The organism is Flavihumibacter cheonanensis, assembly GCF_022352215.1.
Lineage (GTDB): Bacteria > Bacteroidota > Bacteroidia > Chitinophagales > Chitinophagaceae > Flavihumibacter > Flavihumibacter cheonanensis.
Genome location: NZ_JAKRWF010000001.1, coordinates 2,021,933 through 2,037,565 on the forward strand (window position 1 = coordinate 2,021,933; position 15,633 = coordinate 2,037,565).

At 45.1% G+C, this 15,633-nt stretch carries 17 protein-coding genes; 4 read left to right on the forward strand and 13 right to left on the reverse strand.

Going from position 1 to position 15,633, the window contains the following annotated elements; translation table 11 throughout:
* Positions 1–9 precede the first annotated feature (9 nt).
* A complete protein-coding gene (locus MD536_RS08955; RefSeq protein ID WP_239597992.1) occupies positions 10–1,527 on the reverse strand; it encodes a hypothetical protein in 1,518 nt (505 codons plus the stop codon).
* Positions 1,528–1,629: 102 nt separating this feature from the next.
* On the opposite strand from MD536_RS08955, the gene MD536_RS08960 reads away from it, so the two are divergent.
* Positions 1,630–2,370: a YdcF family protein gene (locus MD536_RS08960; RefSeq protein WP_239597994.1), complete on the forward strand. Its 741-nt coding sequence runs from the start codon at positions 1,630–1,632 to the stop codon at positions 2,368–2,370.
* On the opposite strand, the gene MD536_RS08965 is transcribed toward MD536_RS08960, so the two are convergent.
* The 5 genes from MD536_RS08965 to MD536_RS08985 are packed head-to-tail and all read right to left on the reverse strand — an operon-like array spanning position 2,357 to position 7,004.
* Positions 2,357–2,962: an IMPACT family protein gene (locus MD536_RS08965; RefSeq protein WP_239597996.1), complete on the reverse strand. Its 606-nt coding sequence runs from the start codon at positions 2,960–2,962 to the stop codon at positions 2,357–2,359. The genes MD536_RS08960 and MD536_RS08965 overlap by 14 nt on opposite strands.
* A gap of 47 nt (positions 2,963–3,009) precedes the next feature.
* Positions 3,010–4,047, reverse strand: a complete 1,038-nt coding sequence (gene ribD, locus MD536_RS08970) for a bifunctional diaminohydroxyphosphoribosylaminopyrimidine deaminase/5-amino-6-(5-phosphoribosylamino)uracil reductase RibD (RefSeq protein ID WP_239598003.1) — start codon at positions 4,045–4,047, stop codon at positions 3,010–3,012.
* 12 nt (positions 4,048–4,059) lie between these two features.
* Positions 4,060–4,776, reverse strand: coding sequence for an EcsC family protein (locus MD536_RS08975; RefSeq protein ID WP_239598005.1), 717 nt, complete (start codon positions 4,774–4,776; stop codon positions 4,060–4,062).
* 12 nt (positions 4,777–4,788) lie between these two features.
* Complete coding sequence (locus MD536_RS08980) at positions 4,789–6,504, reverse strand: GMC oxidoreductase (RefSeq protein WP_239598007.1); 1,716 nt, start codon at positions 6,502–6,504, stop codon at positions 4,789–4,791.
* Between the two features lie 2 nt (positions 6,505–6,506).
* Positions 6,507–7,004 (reverse strand): gluconate 2-dehydrogenase subunit 3 family protein, encoded by a 498-nt coding sequence (locus MD536_RS08985; RefSeq protein WP_239598010.1) that lies wholly within the window; start codon positions 7,002–7,004, stop codon positions 6,507–6,509.
* A gap of 105 nt (positions 7,005–7,109) precedes the next feature.
* Between MD536_RS08985 and MD536_RS08990 the strand changes: the two genes are divergently transcribed.
* Both MD536_RS08990 and MD536_RS08995 read left to right on the forward strand, forming a co-directional pair.
* Positions 7,110–8,213 carry a redoxin domain-containing protein gene (locus MD536_RS08990; RefSeq protein WP_239598013.1) on the forward strand — a complete coding sequence of 368 codons (1,104 nt, stop codon included), beginning with the start codon at positions 7,110–7,112 and terminating at the stop codon, positions 8,211–8,213.
* 43 nt (positions 8,214–8,256) lie between these two features.
* Positions 8,257–10,452 (forward strand): B12-binding domain-containing radical SAM protein, encoded by a 2,196-nt coding sequence (locus MD536_RS08995; RefSeq protein WP_239598021.1) that lies wholly within the window; start codon positions 8,257–8,259, stop codon positions 10,450–10,452.
* Between the two features lie 4 nt (positions 10,453–10,456).
* Here the strand turns inward: MD536_RS08995 and MD536_RS09000 are convergent, their stop codons facing one another.
* From MD536_RS09000 to MD536_RS09025, 6 genes are all read right to left on the reverse strand, one after another.
* Positions 10,457–11,212 carry a Bax inhibitor-1/YccA family protein gene (locus MD536_RS09000; RefSeq protein WP_239598022.1) on the reverse strand — a complete coding sequence of 252 codons (756 nt, stop codon included), beginning with the start codon at positions 11,210–11,212 and terminating at the stop codon, positions 10,457–10,459.
* Positions 11,213–11,584: 372 nt separating this feature from the next.
* Positions 11,585–11,986: a VOC family protein gene (locus tag MD536_RS09005; RefSeq protein WP_239598024.1), complete on the reverse strand. Its 402-nt coding sequence runs from the start codon at positions 11,984–11,986 to the stop codon at positions 11,585–11,587.
* A gap of 79 nt (positions 11,987–12,065) precedes the next feature.
* Positions 12,066–12,377: a hypothetical protein gene (locus tag MD536_RS09010; protein WP_239598027.1), complete on the reverse strand. Its 312-nt coding sequence runs from the start codon at positions 12,375–12,377 to the stop codon at positions 12,066–12,068.
* Positions 12,378–12,403: 26 nt separating this feature from the next.
* Positions 12,404–13,003, reverse strand: coding sequence for an HPP family protein (locus MD536_RS09015; RefSeq protein ID WP_239598029.1), 600 nt, complete (start codon positions 13,001–13,003; stop codon positions 12,404–12,406).
* A 16-nt stretch (positions 13,004–13,019) separates the two neighbouring features.
* Positions 13,020–13,475 carry a cold-shock protein gene (locus MD536_RS09020; protein WP_239598039.1) on the reverse strand — a complete coding sequence of 152 codons (456 nt, stop codon included), beginning with the start codon at positions 13,473–13,475 and terminating at the stop codon, positions 13,020–13,022.
* Positions 13,476–13,511: 36 nt separating this feature from the next.
* Positions 13,512–14,318: an SDR family oxidoreductase gene (locus tag MD536_RS09025; RefSeq protein WP_239598042.1), complete on the reverse strand. Its 807-nt coding sequence runs from the start codon at positions 14,316–14,318 to the stop codon at positions 13,512–13,514.
* A 46-nt stretch (positions 14,319–14,364) separates the two neighbouring features.
* Between MD536_RS09025 and prmC the strand changes: the two genes are divergently transcribed.
* Positions 14,365–15,228 carry a peptide chain release factor N(5)-glutamine methyltransferase gene (gene prmC / locus MD536_RS09030; RefSeq protein ID WP_239598043.1) on the forward strand — a complete coding sequence of 288 codons (864 nt, stop codon included), beginning with the start codon at positions 14,365–14,367 and terminating at the stop codon, positions 15,226–15,228.
* On the opposite strand, the gene MD536_RS09035 is transcribed toward prmC, so the two are convergent.
* A complete protein-coding gene (locus MD536_RS09035) occupies positions 15,229–15,633 on the reverse strand; it encodes an ExbD/TolR family protein (protein WP_234864515.1) in 405 nt (134 codons plus the stop codon).

Genomic DNA, 15,633 nt, shown 5'->3' on the forward strand with positions numbered 1-15,633 from the left:
TTAAAGATATTAATTACTATAGGTATAAACAGTTTTCATGCGGTACATATCAGCATCGCTCTGATAAGATTTGTAATAGGTATACAATACTACCGGGTATCCGTCTGCATTGTACTCATATTCATATTTGTACGGAACAGAGGAAGGAATTGCACCGGAATAGCCTGAATTTCTTCCTACAACATTATTCTTGGAAACGTGCGACAGATACATATCCGGGAAAAGTTTGTTGGTAAATCTTGGGTTGATCATCTGATCATACTGGAATTTACCCCCTTCACGACCGCCTGTTGAAGTAGCAGCTGTGTAACTTACTTTGTTACCACCTGAGAACGTTGCTGCATAATGAACTGTATGTCCATTGTCCAGAATCATATATACATCTGTTACGCCGCCTTCGGTTGAAATGCCATTTTCAAGCACACTGGTAGTTGTGCGATCATACATATTTTCAATGATATGCGTTACCTGGCCATTGGCGTCCAACTCATAACGGGTTTCTCCTACTCTTTTTTCTGATGGATCGATGCGATCTACACCAATCAATGTTGAACCCTGGTAAACTCCTTTATCAGTGAAAATGTATTGCAGATCCTGGCTTTGAGGTTTTTTCTGGTAGTAGTTTACTTCTTTCAACTGGCCATCGGTTCTTTGCTGATAAAGCGTAAGCGATTGTTTCTGCCAGTTACCCATAACTTCCAAAAAGGTTTCTTCCTGCTGTAACCATTTGCGGCTTTTCTGTCCTTCCAGGATGATAAGATTTTCACCCTCTACTTCTTCGCGGGTCACTATTTTTTTCACCGGTGTATTCCAGATATTTCCGGAAACCTCAAACTTAACAGCTTTCTCACTGAAATGAATCTCTTCTTCCAGGCTGCTGCGCTCAATGGTACGGGTTACAGTTTCTCCATTGCTAAAGGTTGAAGTAAGGTTGAATTTTAAAACCGGTGCATCATACACAACACCACCGATGGTGATTGCTGCCTGCACATTTACCAGGATGCCATTCCGCTGAAATGCACCTTTGGAGTAGCCGAAATCTTCCGGACCAACTGTTTCATCCGTAATCAGCAACTGCGGACGAAAAACAGTAGCTACATTCGTTAGTACCTGCTGTTGTGGCAATCCGATCTGGATGTTTTGAGCCAGCCGGGATGTAGACAGCGGGGTAGCATACAAGGCTTTATTCTCCTTTTTAACTACTAATTGCGTCATGGAGTAAGTTCCTTTATCAAGAATTATCTCCTGTGATCTCCACTGGTAAGCCTGCGGACCAATTTTGCCAATCTTGATTGGTTTGTTCTGCAGTACAGGCTGGCGTTTATCATTCACCACAGTGATATAGGCATCGAGGCTGTCTTCTGCATGTAATTCCTGCAATCCCAGCTCCAGCTGAAAAATACCGGAATCTTTAACTGCAACGGGGTCTGTTGGTCCCGGTTTGGAAGGAATGATTACCTCATCATCTTTCTGACAGGCGGTGAGAAAAAGAATACTCAAAAGGAAAAGGTTGAAGATCTGTTTCATGATTGTATATTGTTTTGTTTAAAGACTATACCCCTGGTGGTTTCAAAACCGTTGGGTAGGGATCCTGTGTTTTAGATAACTTTAACAATTATTACTTTTTTCATGCTTCAACTGCTCTCGAAAATTGTCACGTTCTTCCTTTCACCCGCCAACTGGATATTGGTTGTAGCACTGTTGTTTTTAATAGGGAAACCCGGAAATTGGAAACGTCGATATGGCCTTGTCCTGGTCACGATCACTATTCTCTTCACCAATCCCGGCCTCTTTTATTTATGCCTTCAATCCTGGCAACCGGTTTTTGTGCCGGCTACCGGAAAATTTGAGGCGGTTATACTGCCAGGTGGACTTTCCAGCTATGATAAAAATGGTCAGGGTTATTTCGGACAGGCTGCGGATCGATTCATTCAGGCCGCAAAGCTGGTGCATAGCGGTGTGGCAGAAAAGGTAATTGTGACCGGTGGAAATGGTTTTTTGAACCGGAAACTCCCGCCGGAAGCGGATTTTGTTAAAGCGGAATTAATCCATAATGGAATTTCACCAGTCCTCATTTTTGCAGAAAATAGAAGTCGAAATACAAAGGAGAACGCAATCTTTACTAAGTCATTGATTGACAGCCTGGGAATGAAGGGACCTTTTATTTTAGTAACCTCTGCGATGCATATGCGCAGATGTGAAGCAGAATTTAACAAAGTTGGAATCAAGACAACCAGGCACTGTGCCAACTATGAAGTGATCAACGGTTTTCAGCAATGGTATGATTGGCTATGGCCAGACTTTTCATTGCTTGACAAATGGAATCGTTTGAATAAAGAAGTGGTTGGTTATTTGGTCAGCAGGCTTTGACTTCTACCGTATGTAATTGCTTCAACCTATATAATACTTCTTCCTCGCGGTTCAGGGGAACTCCGATTTTATACAAACAGAATAATTGAACCTCCTGCTTCAGCAGGGTGCAATTGCATTGTTTGATGATCATCATTATTTCATTGATCATGGTATAATCAAACTGCAGTTGATAGGAACGTTCAATCGTTTTCTGAACAAAGGGGATGGTCTGCAAGACCACGCTGGCGGTGGTTTTATACGCATTGATCAAACCCGGAACGCCCAGCATGGTTCCTCCGAAATACCGAACTACAACAACTCCCACATTGACCAGTTCCTTGCTGTCGATCTGTCCAAGGATGGGCTTACCTGCAGATCCGGAGGGTTCTCCATCATCGTTCACCCGGAAACTGTTTCCATCCAGGCCGATCCGGTAGGCAAAACAGTGATGCGTGGCTTTGGGATGTTCTTTTTTAATCTGTTCCAGCTCTTTTTTGAATTGCTCCACCGAACCAGCCGGAAATGCATAACCGATAAAGCGGCTGCCTCTGTCGCGGAATTCGGCCGTACCTGATTTTTCGATGGTAGTATAAAAAGTCTTATTGTCCATAGTGTACACTGGAAACAGCGCGCAAAGGTACAGCTTTACCGGGGAGATCAGGGGCGATAATAAATCAACTGGTCCGTTCCAAGGGAGCAGGTCTTCACCTCCCTGGCATCCGTGATAACAGGGGCGGGATAACCTCCCTCCAGCACAATCGACCTGGATTGAATCCTGCGGATCTCATTCCAGTAGCCCGCAGCCATAAATGCCTGGTGGGTTTTGGTACCGCCTTCCACCAGGAGGGAAAGGAGTTTGCGTTGGCATATATCTTTTAATAACTGGTCGAGCAAAGGAGACTGCCGGTCCAGTTGTACCCATTCAATTCCTGCTTCCTTGCAGGCTTGCTGGTAATTATATATTATAGTAGGTGCTTCTCCAGAAAACAAGCGATTGGTGCGTGGCACTTTTAATTCAGGATCTAAGAGCAGGCGAACCGGGTTTTTTCCTGCAACCAACCGTACCGTTAATGAGGGGTCATCCATAAGCGCAGTAGTTGCGCCTACCAGGATGGCAGCTTCTTCCGCCCGCCATTGGTGAACCAGCCGGTTGGTTTGGGCAGAACTGATAGAAACGGGTTTTTTATCTTTAGTAGCTATGGCTCCATTTACTGATTCCGCCCATTTTAAAATAATATAAGGGCGATGGGTTTCATGAAACTGTAAAAAGCGTTGATTGAGTTCACGGGCCGCTTCCTGCTCAACACCTAAAAGCACTTCCACTCCTGCCTGCTCCAATTTTTCAATTCCCTTTCCATCCACCGCATCAAAGGGATCACGGATTGCCACTACCACTTTCCGAATTCCGCTTTTGATGATCAGGTCTGCACAAGGTGGTGTTTTCCCATAATGGGCACAGGGTTCCAGAGAAACATACAAGGTGCTATCTGGAATGTATAACCGATCTTCTTCTTTTACGGAGTTTAAACAATTCACTTCCGCATGCGCCTGTCCGTATTGCTCATGATAACCCTCTCCAATAATCCGGTCCTGGTACACCAATACCGACCCAACCATTGGATTAGGAGCTACCTTACCTGCACCCAATGCTGCTAGTTGCAGGCAACGTTTCATGTATAAATTATCTCTGTGCATGGGGCTGCTAAATTAAGGTAGAATCCGCATGCGATAGGCATTCATGGCAGTTACTCCAAGTTTGCGTACCAGCCGGTAATTCACAACCAACCCAACTGGTGCACCAATGATTGGGATCAATTGAGCCAACTTGGCAATATCCAGGTAATCGCGGTATTCCTGCTGGAACCGGCGCCAGTCGAATTGATGGATATCATCCGGCAGGAGTGCTGCTTTTTCTTTCCAGTTCACCATTTTCTGGTATACCTGGTTGCGGTGTTCCTGGCTGGAAAAGGCGAGCTCCAAAATATGCAGAATATAAACCCGCTCTTTGTAGTCTTTTACATCAAAGCCATATAGACTGGCAATATCAAACAGCAGTTTCAGTTTCAAGCCTAATAATATCGGGAAGTCTGCAAGTCCTAAGAGCAACCCGCCCGCCCCGGTTACTGCGCCTTCCAAAGAAGCTGTTTTCTGGTAAAAATCAATGCGTTCTTTCACCGCCATTTCTCTTGCCCAGAAGGATTCCGATTGCAGGGGCGGTGCGCTGGTGTATTTCGCACCAAACAGTACTGCACGAATCATTTGTTTGATAGTAGTGGTAACTACCTGGTGTACTTTTTCAGGTATCCAGGAGTTTACTTTGTTCTGCCAGGATTTGGAAAGGCGATTAAAGAAACCAGGAGACGACTGCATCTCCTGCTGCCATACCCATAATTCTCTTTGAATGTCCTGATCGTATCCCTGCATGCAGGCAATTTCCTACAAATCTCCGGTTTTTAGCGCGTTGAATGCATAATCCGCCGCACGGGCAGTCAGGGCCATATAAGTCAGACTGGGATTCTGCGTGGCCGTAGAGGTCATACAGGCCCCATCTGTTACAAATACATTTTTACAATGATGCAATTGATTCCATTTATTCAGCAAGGAGGTTTTAGGATCATGCCCCATGCGTACCCCACCCATTTCGTGAATGTCGAGTCCGGGTGCCTGTTTGGAATCTACTGTTTCAATATTCTTGAATCCAGCTACGGTAAACATTTCAGTGAGCTGCTCCAGGTAATCCTTGACCATTTTTTCATCATTGTCGTCATAGTCTACTTTAACATGCAGTAACGGAATACCCCATTCATCTTTCTTGCTGGCATCCAGGCTTACTTGTCCGCTTTCTTTGGGGATGGTTTCTCCCATCATATGAGAGCCTACATACCAGGGCCCCAGGGTTGGATTCAACAGGCTCTTTTTCAGGTCCTCACCCCAGCCTTCTGCACCCTGGTTGTAGCGGGACGCGCCAAAGCCGGCTGCATATCCCCGTAAGAAATTCGTCTCCTGTTTTTTGACATTCCGGAATCTTGGTATATAACCACTGTTGGGTCTTCTGCCACCGGAACTGTTTTTATCCAGATGCCCTTCATGAACGGCGGATATCCTTGCCCGGTAGTTGTGGAAGGCAACATATTTACCCAGCAACCCACTGTCGTTACCAAGCCCATTCGGGAAGCGATTAGATGTAGAATTCAGCAGAATCAGATTCGTATTTAAAGCCGCCGCATTTACAAAAATCACTTTGGCAAAATACTCGGTAGCCTGCTTGCTAACGGCATCGATCACCCGAACACCGGTTGCTTTCTGTTTAGCATCATCATAAATAACGGAATGCACAACTGAATTGGGCTTTAAAGTAAGCTTCCCTGTTTTCATCGCCCAGGGAATGGTGGAAGAGTTACTGCTGAAATACCCTCCAAACGGGCAACCACGCTGACATAAATTTCGATTCTGACATTGTGCCCTGCCCTGGTCGAGATGAATTTGTTGGGGCGAAGTAATATGTGCAGCTCTTCCTATAATTACCGGTCTGTTTCCATTATAAGAAGCTGCCATTTTTTTAGAGAAATAATCTTCCACACAATTCATTTCCATAGCTGGTAGAAACTCGCCATCGGGCAGAATGTCCAAGCCATCTTTATTACCTGATATGCCCGCAAATTTCTCCACATAACTGTACCAGGGAGCAATATCCTTATAACGGATCGGCCAGTCTACTGCAAAGCCATCACGAGCCGGACCTTCAAAATCATATTCACTCCAGCGCTGGGTTTGCCGGGCCCATAAAAGCGACTTTCCTCCTACCTGGTATCCGCGGATCCAGTCAAATGGTTTATCCTGCACATATGGATGCTCTTTATCCTTCACGAAAAAATGCAGGGCGTCTTCACGGAATGCATAACATTTACTCACCACCGGGTTCTCTTCAATCAGCTGACGCGTTAGCTGTCCGCGATGTTCAAACTCCCAGGGCATTTTATTGGTAGTAGGATAATCTTTCTGATGTTTCACATCCCGGCCTCTTTCCAGTACCAGGGTATTCAATCCTTTTTCAGTAAACTCTTTAGCTGCCCAACCGCCACTGATGCCGGATCCAATCACAATAACATCAAAGGTATTTTGATCCACTCCTTTTGTATTCAGATAACCCATACTTATGATTTTGAAGTAGTATTGTCAACAGGCACACATCCGTAATATTTTCCGGGCACCAGTTGATATGGCAATAGATTGGTCATTACATATTCTGATTGCGTATAACCTTGAATTACCAGGCGGCGATAGGCTTTCATAAAGGCAAGCGCATCCTCGTCCTTTTCCTGCTCTGCGGCACTCATGAGGGCAGCCGGATCAGGTTCTTTTCCCTGCAGCTTTTTCAATCCTGCCATGAATGTCGACTGCTCCTGTTTTTCAAAACAGTCGTCCACCATTTTTAGTGCAAACAGATGGCTGCCTAACTCGGCAGCCCCAGGTGTATCGGTTGGTGGAATAATGGCATCAGCAAGGTTTTTTAAAAAGCTTTCCTGGTCGGGGTTGATTTGAATAGATTTCAGTTGAATAGAAACCTTTCCTTCTTTATAAACACAGGAGGGCATGAAGGCCAGTCCCGCTCCTACTACTAAAAAATGCCTGATAACCTGTCGTCGATCCATAACATGCAGATTCGTTGATCAATTGGTAAAGCGGAAGTTATGTTATTTTAAATCCACCTTGTAGAATTGTCAATTTTTTGATACCTTCTGTTAAAATCATATTGAATGAAAAGTTTGCTTTACCTGCTTTGCCTGGTCTTTTCATTTGGTCCGCAGCAAGCTTCGACATTAGCGATCGGTGCCAGCGCGCCTGATTTTTCCTTACCTGGTGTGGATGGCAAACAACATCGCCTGAGCGACTATAAAAAAAGCAAGTTGCTGGTAGTGGTGTTTACCTGTAATCATTGTCCCACTGCACAGGCATATGAAGACCGCCTCATCCAGCTCACGCGCGATTACCAACCCAAAGGAGTAACCGTACTTGCGATTTCTCCGAACGATCCAAAAGCCATCCGCCTCAATGAATTGGATTATACTGACCTGAACGATAGTTATGAAGAGATGAAAATCAGGGCGGAAAGAAAACAATTCAACTTTCCCTATTTATATGACGGTGATAAGCAACAGGTATCAAAAGCATATGGTCCAGTGGCTACGCCACATGTTTTCATCTTCGACCAGGATCGCAAACTGCGGTTCCAGGGGCGCATTGACAATGTAGAGAAGCCATCCGGCCAACCAACCATTCAGGATACAAGAGCAGCGTTAGACGCTTTGCTAAAAAATGAACCGGTTGCCAACCCTACCACCAAGGTTTTCGGGTGTTCTATTAAATGGGCGGAGAAGCAGGACTGGCGGGAGAAAGCCATGAAAGAATGGGCAGCAGAAAAAGTAACACTGGAAACGATCGATTCTACGGGTATACGCAAGCTATTGCAAAATGATTCCAAAAAACTGCGCCTCATCAATGTATGGGCCACCTGGTGCGGTCCATGTACCCGGGAATTTTCTGATTTTATCACCATCCATCGAATGTATCGCGGACGGGCATTTGAGTTCATCAGTATCAGTGCCGATGATCCGGAGAAAAGGGCCAATGCATTGGAGTTTCTGCAACAACAACAGGCATCCGGCAAGAATTATATTTTCAATTCCAGCGATAAATATGCCCTGATTGAAGCCATCGATCCCAACTGGCAGGGAGCCCTTCCTTATACCCTGGTGGTAGAGCCCGGAGGTAAGATTGTATATGCCAAACAGGGCACGATAGACCCGGATGCGATGAAAACCCTGCTGATCGACCACCCCTTACTTGGACGATATTTCTGATACTGGCTGCTATGCGGTAAATTTGCCCGCTAAACTGGAATCTTTGAGCACACCGGTATTTCTTGTAACACCTCCTTTTACACAGTTGAACACGCCCTATCCGGCCACTGCTTACCTGAAAGGATTCCTGAACACCAAAGCAATCGCATCCGAACAGGCCGACCTTGGTATTGATCTGACACTGGCTTTGTTCAGTAAACAAGGATTGGAAGAGATTTTTAATACGGTGGAGGCTGGTTCCATTGAAAGTCCCAACTCCAAACGCATCTACCGGTTGCGCAACCAGTACATAGAAACCATCGATGAAGTCATCCGCTTTTTACAGGGAAATGAACCTACCCTGGCGCATCGTATTGCGGGAAGAAATTTTCTGCCTGAAGCAAGCCGATTTGCTCAATTGGATGACCTGGTCTGGGCTTTCGGTAAAATGGGAACCCAGGACAAAGCCAAACACCTGGCCACCTTATACCTGGAGGATCTCTCTGATTTCATAAAGGAAAATGTGGATGAACATTTTGGCTTCAGCCGCTACGCAGAAAAGCTGGCACGTTCTGCGAATCGTTTTGATGAATTGTATGCAGCATTGCAGCAAGCACCCGGTTTTATTGATCAGAAAATGACGGCCCTGCTGGAAAAATATATACAGCGATATCAACCTTCGTTGCTTGCATTTTCAGTTCCCTTTCCCGGCAACCTGTTTGCCGCATTGCGCTGCGGACAATATATAAAGCAACATCATCCTGCTATAAAAATTGCGATGGGTGGAGGATTTGCCAATACTGAACTGCGCTCCTTAAAAGATACCCGCATCTTTGAATTCCTTGATTTCATCACGCTGGATGATGGAGAAGCGCCCATTGAACAATTACTGGCCTATGTAAGAAAAGAGATTGATGCAGCTGATTTGAAAAGAACCTTTCTACTGGAAAAAGGGTCACTTACCTATATTGAAAACAAAGGCTGCCGCGATTATAAACAGGCAGAGTTGGGTACCCCGGATTATACTGGTCTTCGACTGGATGAATACATACAGGCTATTGAGATCATCAATCCCATGCATTCCTTATGGAGTGATGGCCGATGGAACAAACTAACGATGGCGCATGGTTGCTATTGGGGTAAATGTACCTTCTGTGATATCAGCCTGGATTATATTCGGTTATACGAACCTGTTGCAGCATCCCTGATTGTTGACCGGATGGAAACCATCATTCAACAATTCGGTAACAATGGTTTTCATTTCGTGGATGAAGCAGCCCCTCCTGCCCTGATGCGCGCGGTAGCATTGGAGATTCTTAAGCGTAAACTCATAGTGAGTTGGTGGACCAATATTCGTTTTGAAAAAAGTTTCACACGGGATCTCTGTTTGTTGTTGAAAGCATCCGGTTGTATTGGCGTATCAGGCGGACTGGAAGTTGCATCGGACCGTTTGCTGGCATTGATTGATAAAGGCATCACAGTAGCACAGGTAGCGCGGGTGAATAAACATTTTACAGAGGCAGGCATCATGGTACATGCATACCTCATGTATGGGTTTCCAACCCAAACGGATCAGGAAACAATTGACTCCCTGGAGATGGTTCGACAGTTATTTGCAGCGGGGGTATTACAGAGTGCCTTCTGGCATCAGTTTACAATGACGGCTCATAGTCCGGTTGGACTGAAACCTGAAAAATTCAAGGTGAATGCGCTTCGTCCGGCTGAAATTTTATTTGCCGACAATGATGTAGAACACGAAGACCCAACCGGTGCGGATCATGCGGCCTATGGATATGGGTTGAAAAAATCCTTACTGAATTTCATGCATGGAGCCTGCCTGGATTTCCCTTTGCACAAATGGTTTGATTTTAAAGTACCGAAGACAAGCATTGCTCCGGATTATATTGAACGAATTTTGCAGGAAGAAGATTTTTCTGCGACCAAACCCACAACCAAAATAGTATTCATAGGCAACCTTCCGACCGCTGAGATTGTGGTGAAATCAAAAAAAGGACAGCAGTGGGAATCCATGGAGTTGTCATTTGAAACCCTGCAATCCGACCTAACCATTCGCCTCTCAAAAGAAGAGGGAGTATGGTTGGTATCCATACTCCCTCAACTGCAATTAGATGCTCCCAAAACGATGACCCGGCAGGAATTGAAAACTTCATATGAAGCTGCGGGCTTACCAGATTTCGAACTTTTCTGGGATAATAAGCCGATCAGCAACCTGCACAAGGCGGGGCTGCTGCAGTTATAAGTTATTAATCACGACTGCTAAGTTTACTCAATAAACGCAGCATTTCAATATAGAGCCAGATGATGGTAACCATCAATCCGAAGGCACCAAACCATTCCATGTATTTTGGAGCGCCCATACTAACCCCGGTTTCAATCATATCAAAATCGAGGATGAGGTTGAGTGCTGCGATAGCAACCACAAATAGTGAGAAACCTATACCCAGCAGGCTACCTTCATGCAGAAATGCCAGCTCCACACCAAACAATCGTAAAACCAGCGCGATGAGATAAAACACAGCGATACCAGCAGTTGCAGTGAATACTATAGATTTAAATCGTTGGGTGGCTTTAATAACCCCAGTGCGGTATAAAACATACATGGCGATAACAGTTCCGAAAGTCAGTGCTACTGCCTGCATAACAAGGCCGGGTGCTACTTCTGAGAATGCATCAGCATATACGGCAGAAATTCCGCCCACAAAAACACCTTCCACCAGACCATAGGCAGGCACGGTGTACTGTCCGTATTGAGGACGAAAACTGGTTACCAATGCGAGAATCAACCCCACAATAGCTGAACCTATTACCCAGGGCCATACATTAACCCCTTCGAAATGTGCTTTCCAGGTGAGCAGGGCCGAAGCCATCAGGAGAAAGAAGAGAAAAATAAACTTGTTCATCGTGCCTCTTTCGGTCATGGTTTCTGTACCCGCACCGGTTAAAGAAGCTTCAAAACGTTTTTCAGAAAGAGCCGGGTTTCCGGACTTAAATATTGCCATAGGTCTGAGTTTAGGGGATCAAAGTAGTAAATACTGGCTGAAAATCAAAACATTCCGGGCATGAGCCAATTCAGCAAAATCATGAGCCAATTATAGGGTTTTATGAGCCAATTATGGGCAAAAATGAGCCTATTCGAGGGTAAAATGAGCCAATTCCCAGGAGGATTGAGCCAATAGGAAAAAACTTAATTCATTGATTTTCTGATCTTTAAATGGACTTTTATACAAATTACAACCTCTGATCCTCCCTAATCCTTCGTCATCCTACGTCTTCCTACGGCATTGAACTAGCCCAGCTTCGACCCACTACCACCCATGATCCGATAATGAACCTTTCACCTTTACCCTTTCACAATTTTCACTTTTCACCTTTCACTTTTCACTTCTTCCATACTCAATCAAATCCCACAGGTTACCATACAAATCTTCGAAAACGGCTACAGTCCCGTAGGCTTCATCACTCGGCTGCCGAACTATCTTAATCTCATTGTCAAGCAGGTTCTGGTAATCTCTTTTGAAATTATCGGTGCTCAAAAAAAGAAATACACGTCCGCCTGTCTGATTTCCGATCCTGTTTTTTTGTTCTTCTGTTGCCGCTTTTACTAACAATAAAGAGCATTCGGTTGCTCCCTGGGGTCTCACCAAAACCCATCGCTTGGTGTCGGAAAGAATAGTATCTTCTACTAAAGTAAAATGCAGTTTTTGTGTGTAAAACGCAATTGCTTTGTCATAATCATCTACAACAATTGCAATATGCGCCAGGTGCTGATTCATAAAGTATAGAATTACCTAATCAAAAATAGATCTGGCAATGCTTAGAAAAACTATCCGCGGGTAATTATTTATTGACTTATTATTCCCCTACTGAATTCTGCAGGGCTTTCTGCTGGCGGAGTAATTCTTTCTCCTGGCGTTTTTTTTCTTTCTCCTGCCGCTTCAACTGCTTCTTGTGCTGTTTTTGTTGTTTATTCAATTTCTTCTGCGACTTCTTCAGCCTCTTTTGTTGTTTCTTCGCTTTTTTCGCCTGCTTCTGCGTTTTCCTATGCTGCTTAGCCATCTCTCTTTGTCGTTTGATAGCTGCTTTATCCGGCGCTTGTGCCTGCAAAGTTCCTTCTACTGTAAAAAACAGGGTCAATAACAGTAATATCTTTTTCACATGATTCATACCTGAGATTTAAATGATTCAAACTATCAGTTCCTCTGCCGGATAAAAAAGAGACGCTTCAATCTCTTTTTGTAGTTGTTGCTCACAGGATATTTTCGATTCGGGGTAATATTATTAAATATCAGCGCCACCAACAAAAGTACGAGCGCGCCGCTTAATACAGGGAACAGGATGTAATAATATCCTAATAACTTGATTTTTTCCGACCCGATTACCGCTAATAATGCAGTTGCACCTCCAGGAGGGTGCAGGGTCTTGGTGAACTGCATCGCAATGATAGAAAGTGATACCGCCAGGGGTGCAGTCAGCCAAATGATTTCAGGAAGCAGCGACTGCACACTAACTCCCACAAATGCAGAAACAAGATGACCTCCTATTAAATTACGGGGTTGTGCCAGCGGACTTTGAATCAGGCCAAAAACCAGCACACTGGATGCCCCGAAGGATCCAATTAAAAATAGACTATCAGAATCTTTAAGTAAAAAACTTTGCCAGAAAGCAATCAGACCAATTCCGATGAAAGAGCCCAGGAAGGACCAGAACTTCTCTTCCCGGTTTACTAAGGTTTCTCTGTAATAAATGTATCTGGTGTAGCGTAGTGTTCTTTTGACTCTCTTTTTCAGCATAGACCGGTACCCGCGCTTATTTCATTTTTCTTACGTTGATCGCACTATACCCTTTTGGTCCGCTTACTACTTCAAAATTTACTTTATCATTCTCTACCAGCCGGGTTTGCATCTCGTTTACATGTACGAAAATGCTTTCCTGGCTTTGTAAATCACGGATAAAACCAAACCCTTTTGCCTCATTCATAAAGGAGATAATACCGGAACGAATCAGATCCTCAGGTGAGGGTTCTGCCTGTTTGGGAACCCCGATCTGGATATCTTCCAGATTCACTTCCACCATGGTAGAAGGATCAGGGGGTGAGCTTACAATGTTGCCATCGGCATCAATATAAGCCATCATATCCTCGAGGGACCTGCCTTTTTTTGCATCATTCTTTCTTTCTTCCTTGCGTTCTTCCTTCTCCTGCTTCTTTTTCGCCCGCTTTTTCTCCATTTCCTTTTTATTGAACGAATCCCTCGACCTAGCCATAAGCGATGTATTTGATGAATTATAAAGGTCGGCTTTTTATCCGCCATCAGCAAAACTTTCATAAACGGCCATACCACCGTCGATGAAAATACTGGTACCCGTTATATAGTCAGAATCGTCGGAAGCCAGGAATACCGCGAGTTTGCCCACATCCTCCGGCTCACCAATCCGATTGTAGGGAATCAGGCTCATGAGCGACTCATAGGCTGCTTTAGTTTCCCAGGCTTCGCGATTGATGGGAGTACGAATGGCACCCGGACAAATACTATTCACCCGGATCTGCTGCGGGCCGTATTCCTGCGCCAGACTCTGCATCAGCATCTTGATGGCTCCTTTTGAGGCGGCGTAATTTACATGTCCGGCCCAGGGAATCAGTTCATGCACAGAGCTCATACAGATAATTTTTCCGCAGGCTTTGGAGCGCTCGGGTTGATGCCCCCTTCGCAAAAACTCCCGGATCGCTTCCCGGGCACAGAGAAACTGTCCGGTCAGGTTTACATCGATCACTTTCTGCCACTGCTGTAACGTCATTTCATGAAACGGAGCATCCTGCTGCAGACCTGCATTATTGATCAAAATATCGATTGTGCCATATTGTTGAATTATTTCCCCAAACATGGAGAATACATCCTCTTCCTTACTGACATCCGCCTTAATGGCAATGGCATCTGATCCATTTTGCCGGATCGTATTGACAACTTCATCCGCTGCTTCTGCGCCGGAATAATAATTCACGATAACCGCGGCACCGGCTTCGCCCAGAGCGATCGCGATGGCTTTCCCGATGCCAGAACTAGCCCCGGTAACCAGGGCGATCTGGCCTTTTAATTTTTTCTCACTCATACGATAAGTTACAAAAAAAATGCGCCAGCCGGCTTTACCTTTGGCATTGATAACAATAAAATTGCCTACACCAAGAATACATATCATCCGGCAACTGGAGCCCATTTACGGAAATACAGAGGCCGGTTATATAGCAGACATGGTGCTGGAAAAGTTAACCGGACTCCCCAAACAGGAAACCAGAAACCTGCAGGCGGCCAATCTATCTGATAAACAACAGTTACTGCTGGAGGAAATGCTGCTGCAGTTAGAACAGCACCGGCCGGTTCAATATGTAATCAACGAAGCCTGGTTCCAGGAAATGCCTTTCTATGTAGATGAGCGGGTACTCATCCCCCGTCCCGAAACAGAAGAGTTAGTGGAATGGGTAGTAAAAGACTTCAGAACAGCAGCCGCTCCCATCCTTTTAGATATTGGTTCCGGCAGCGGCTGTATTCCAATCAGCCTGGCTAAAAAACTGCCAACCGCGGAAGTGCACAGTTGTGATATCAGCAGTGCTGCCTTATCGGTGGCGCAATTGAACGCAGCACATTTACAATCGATCGTACAATGGCATGAAATTGATTTTCTGGATGAACGCTACTGGGAGCAATTGCCAGTGCCTACATGCATTGTCAGTAACCCGCCTTACATACCAAAAGCAGGGGCTGAAGAAATGAGTGCCCATGTTGTGAAGTATGAACCAGGTATTGCACTTTTTGTACCGGATGAAGATCCCTTTCTTTTTTACAAAGCCATCGCAAACTTTGCGCAATCAAGATGCCAGGCCGGCACTTTGATCTACCTTGAAATACATGAAGCGCTTGCCGCGGGTGTGCAACAAGCGCTTCAGCAAAAAGGTATTCAGACAATTGAGATTCGTAGAGATATGCAGGGCAAGGAGCGTATGATCAAAGCAATCCGATCCTGATTACTGCACCCCATTTTTATCCACCGCCAAAACGGATCGGGCACCTAATTCCCTGGCAACCCGCATCACCGCCACCACATTCTCCACCGGTACATTTTTATCGGCATTGATCACCACGGAAGGCTGGTCGGTTTCTTTTGCCAGGATGGGTTGCAGTTTTGCTTTCAGTTCTTCCAGGCTTACTTTGGAGGTACCAACATAAAACTGGTTATTCGCGTCAATGGATACCACCACCGTTTGTTTGGCCTTGGTATCACTCTTGGCTTTCGGTTGTGAAAGTTTGATCACATTGGGATTGGCCAGCGTGGATACAATCAGGAAGAAGAGCAACAGAATGAACAGGATATCATTCAGTGCTCCGGTATGAACTTCGGCATGTCCTCTTAATCGACGTTTTAAATTCAT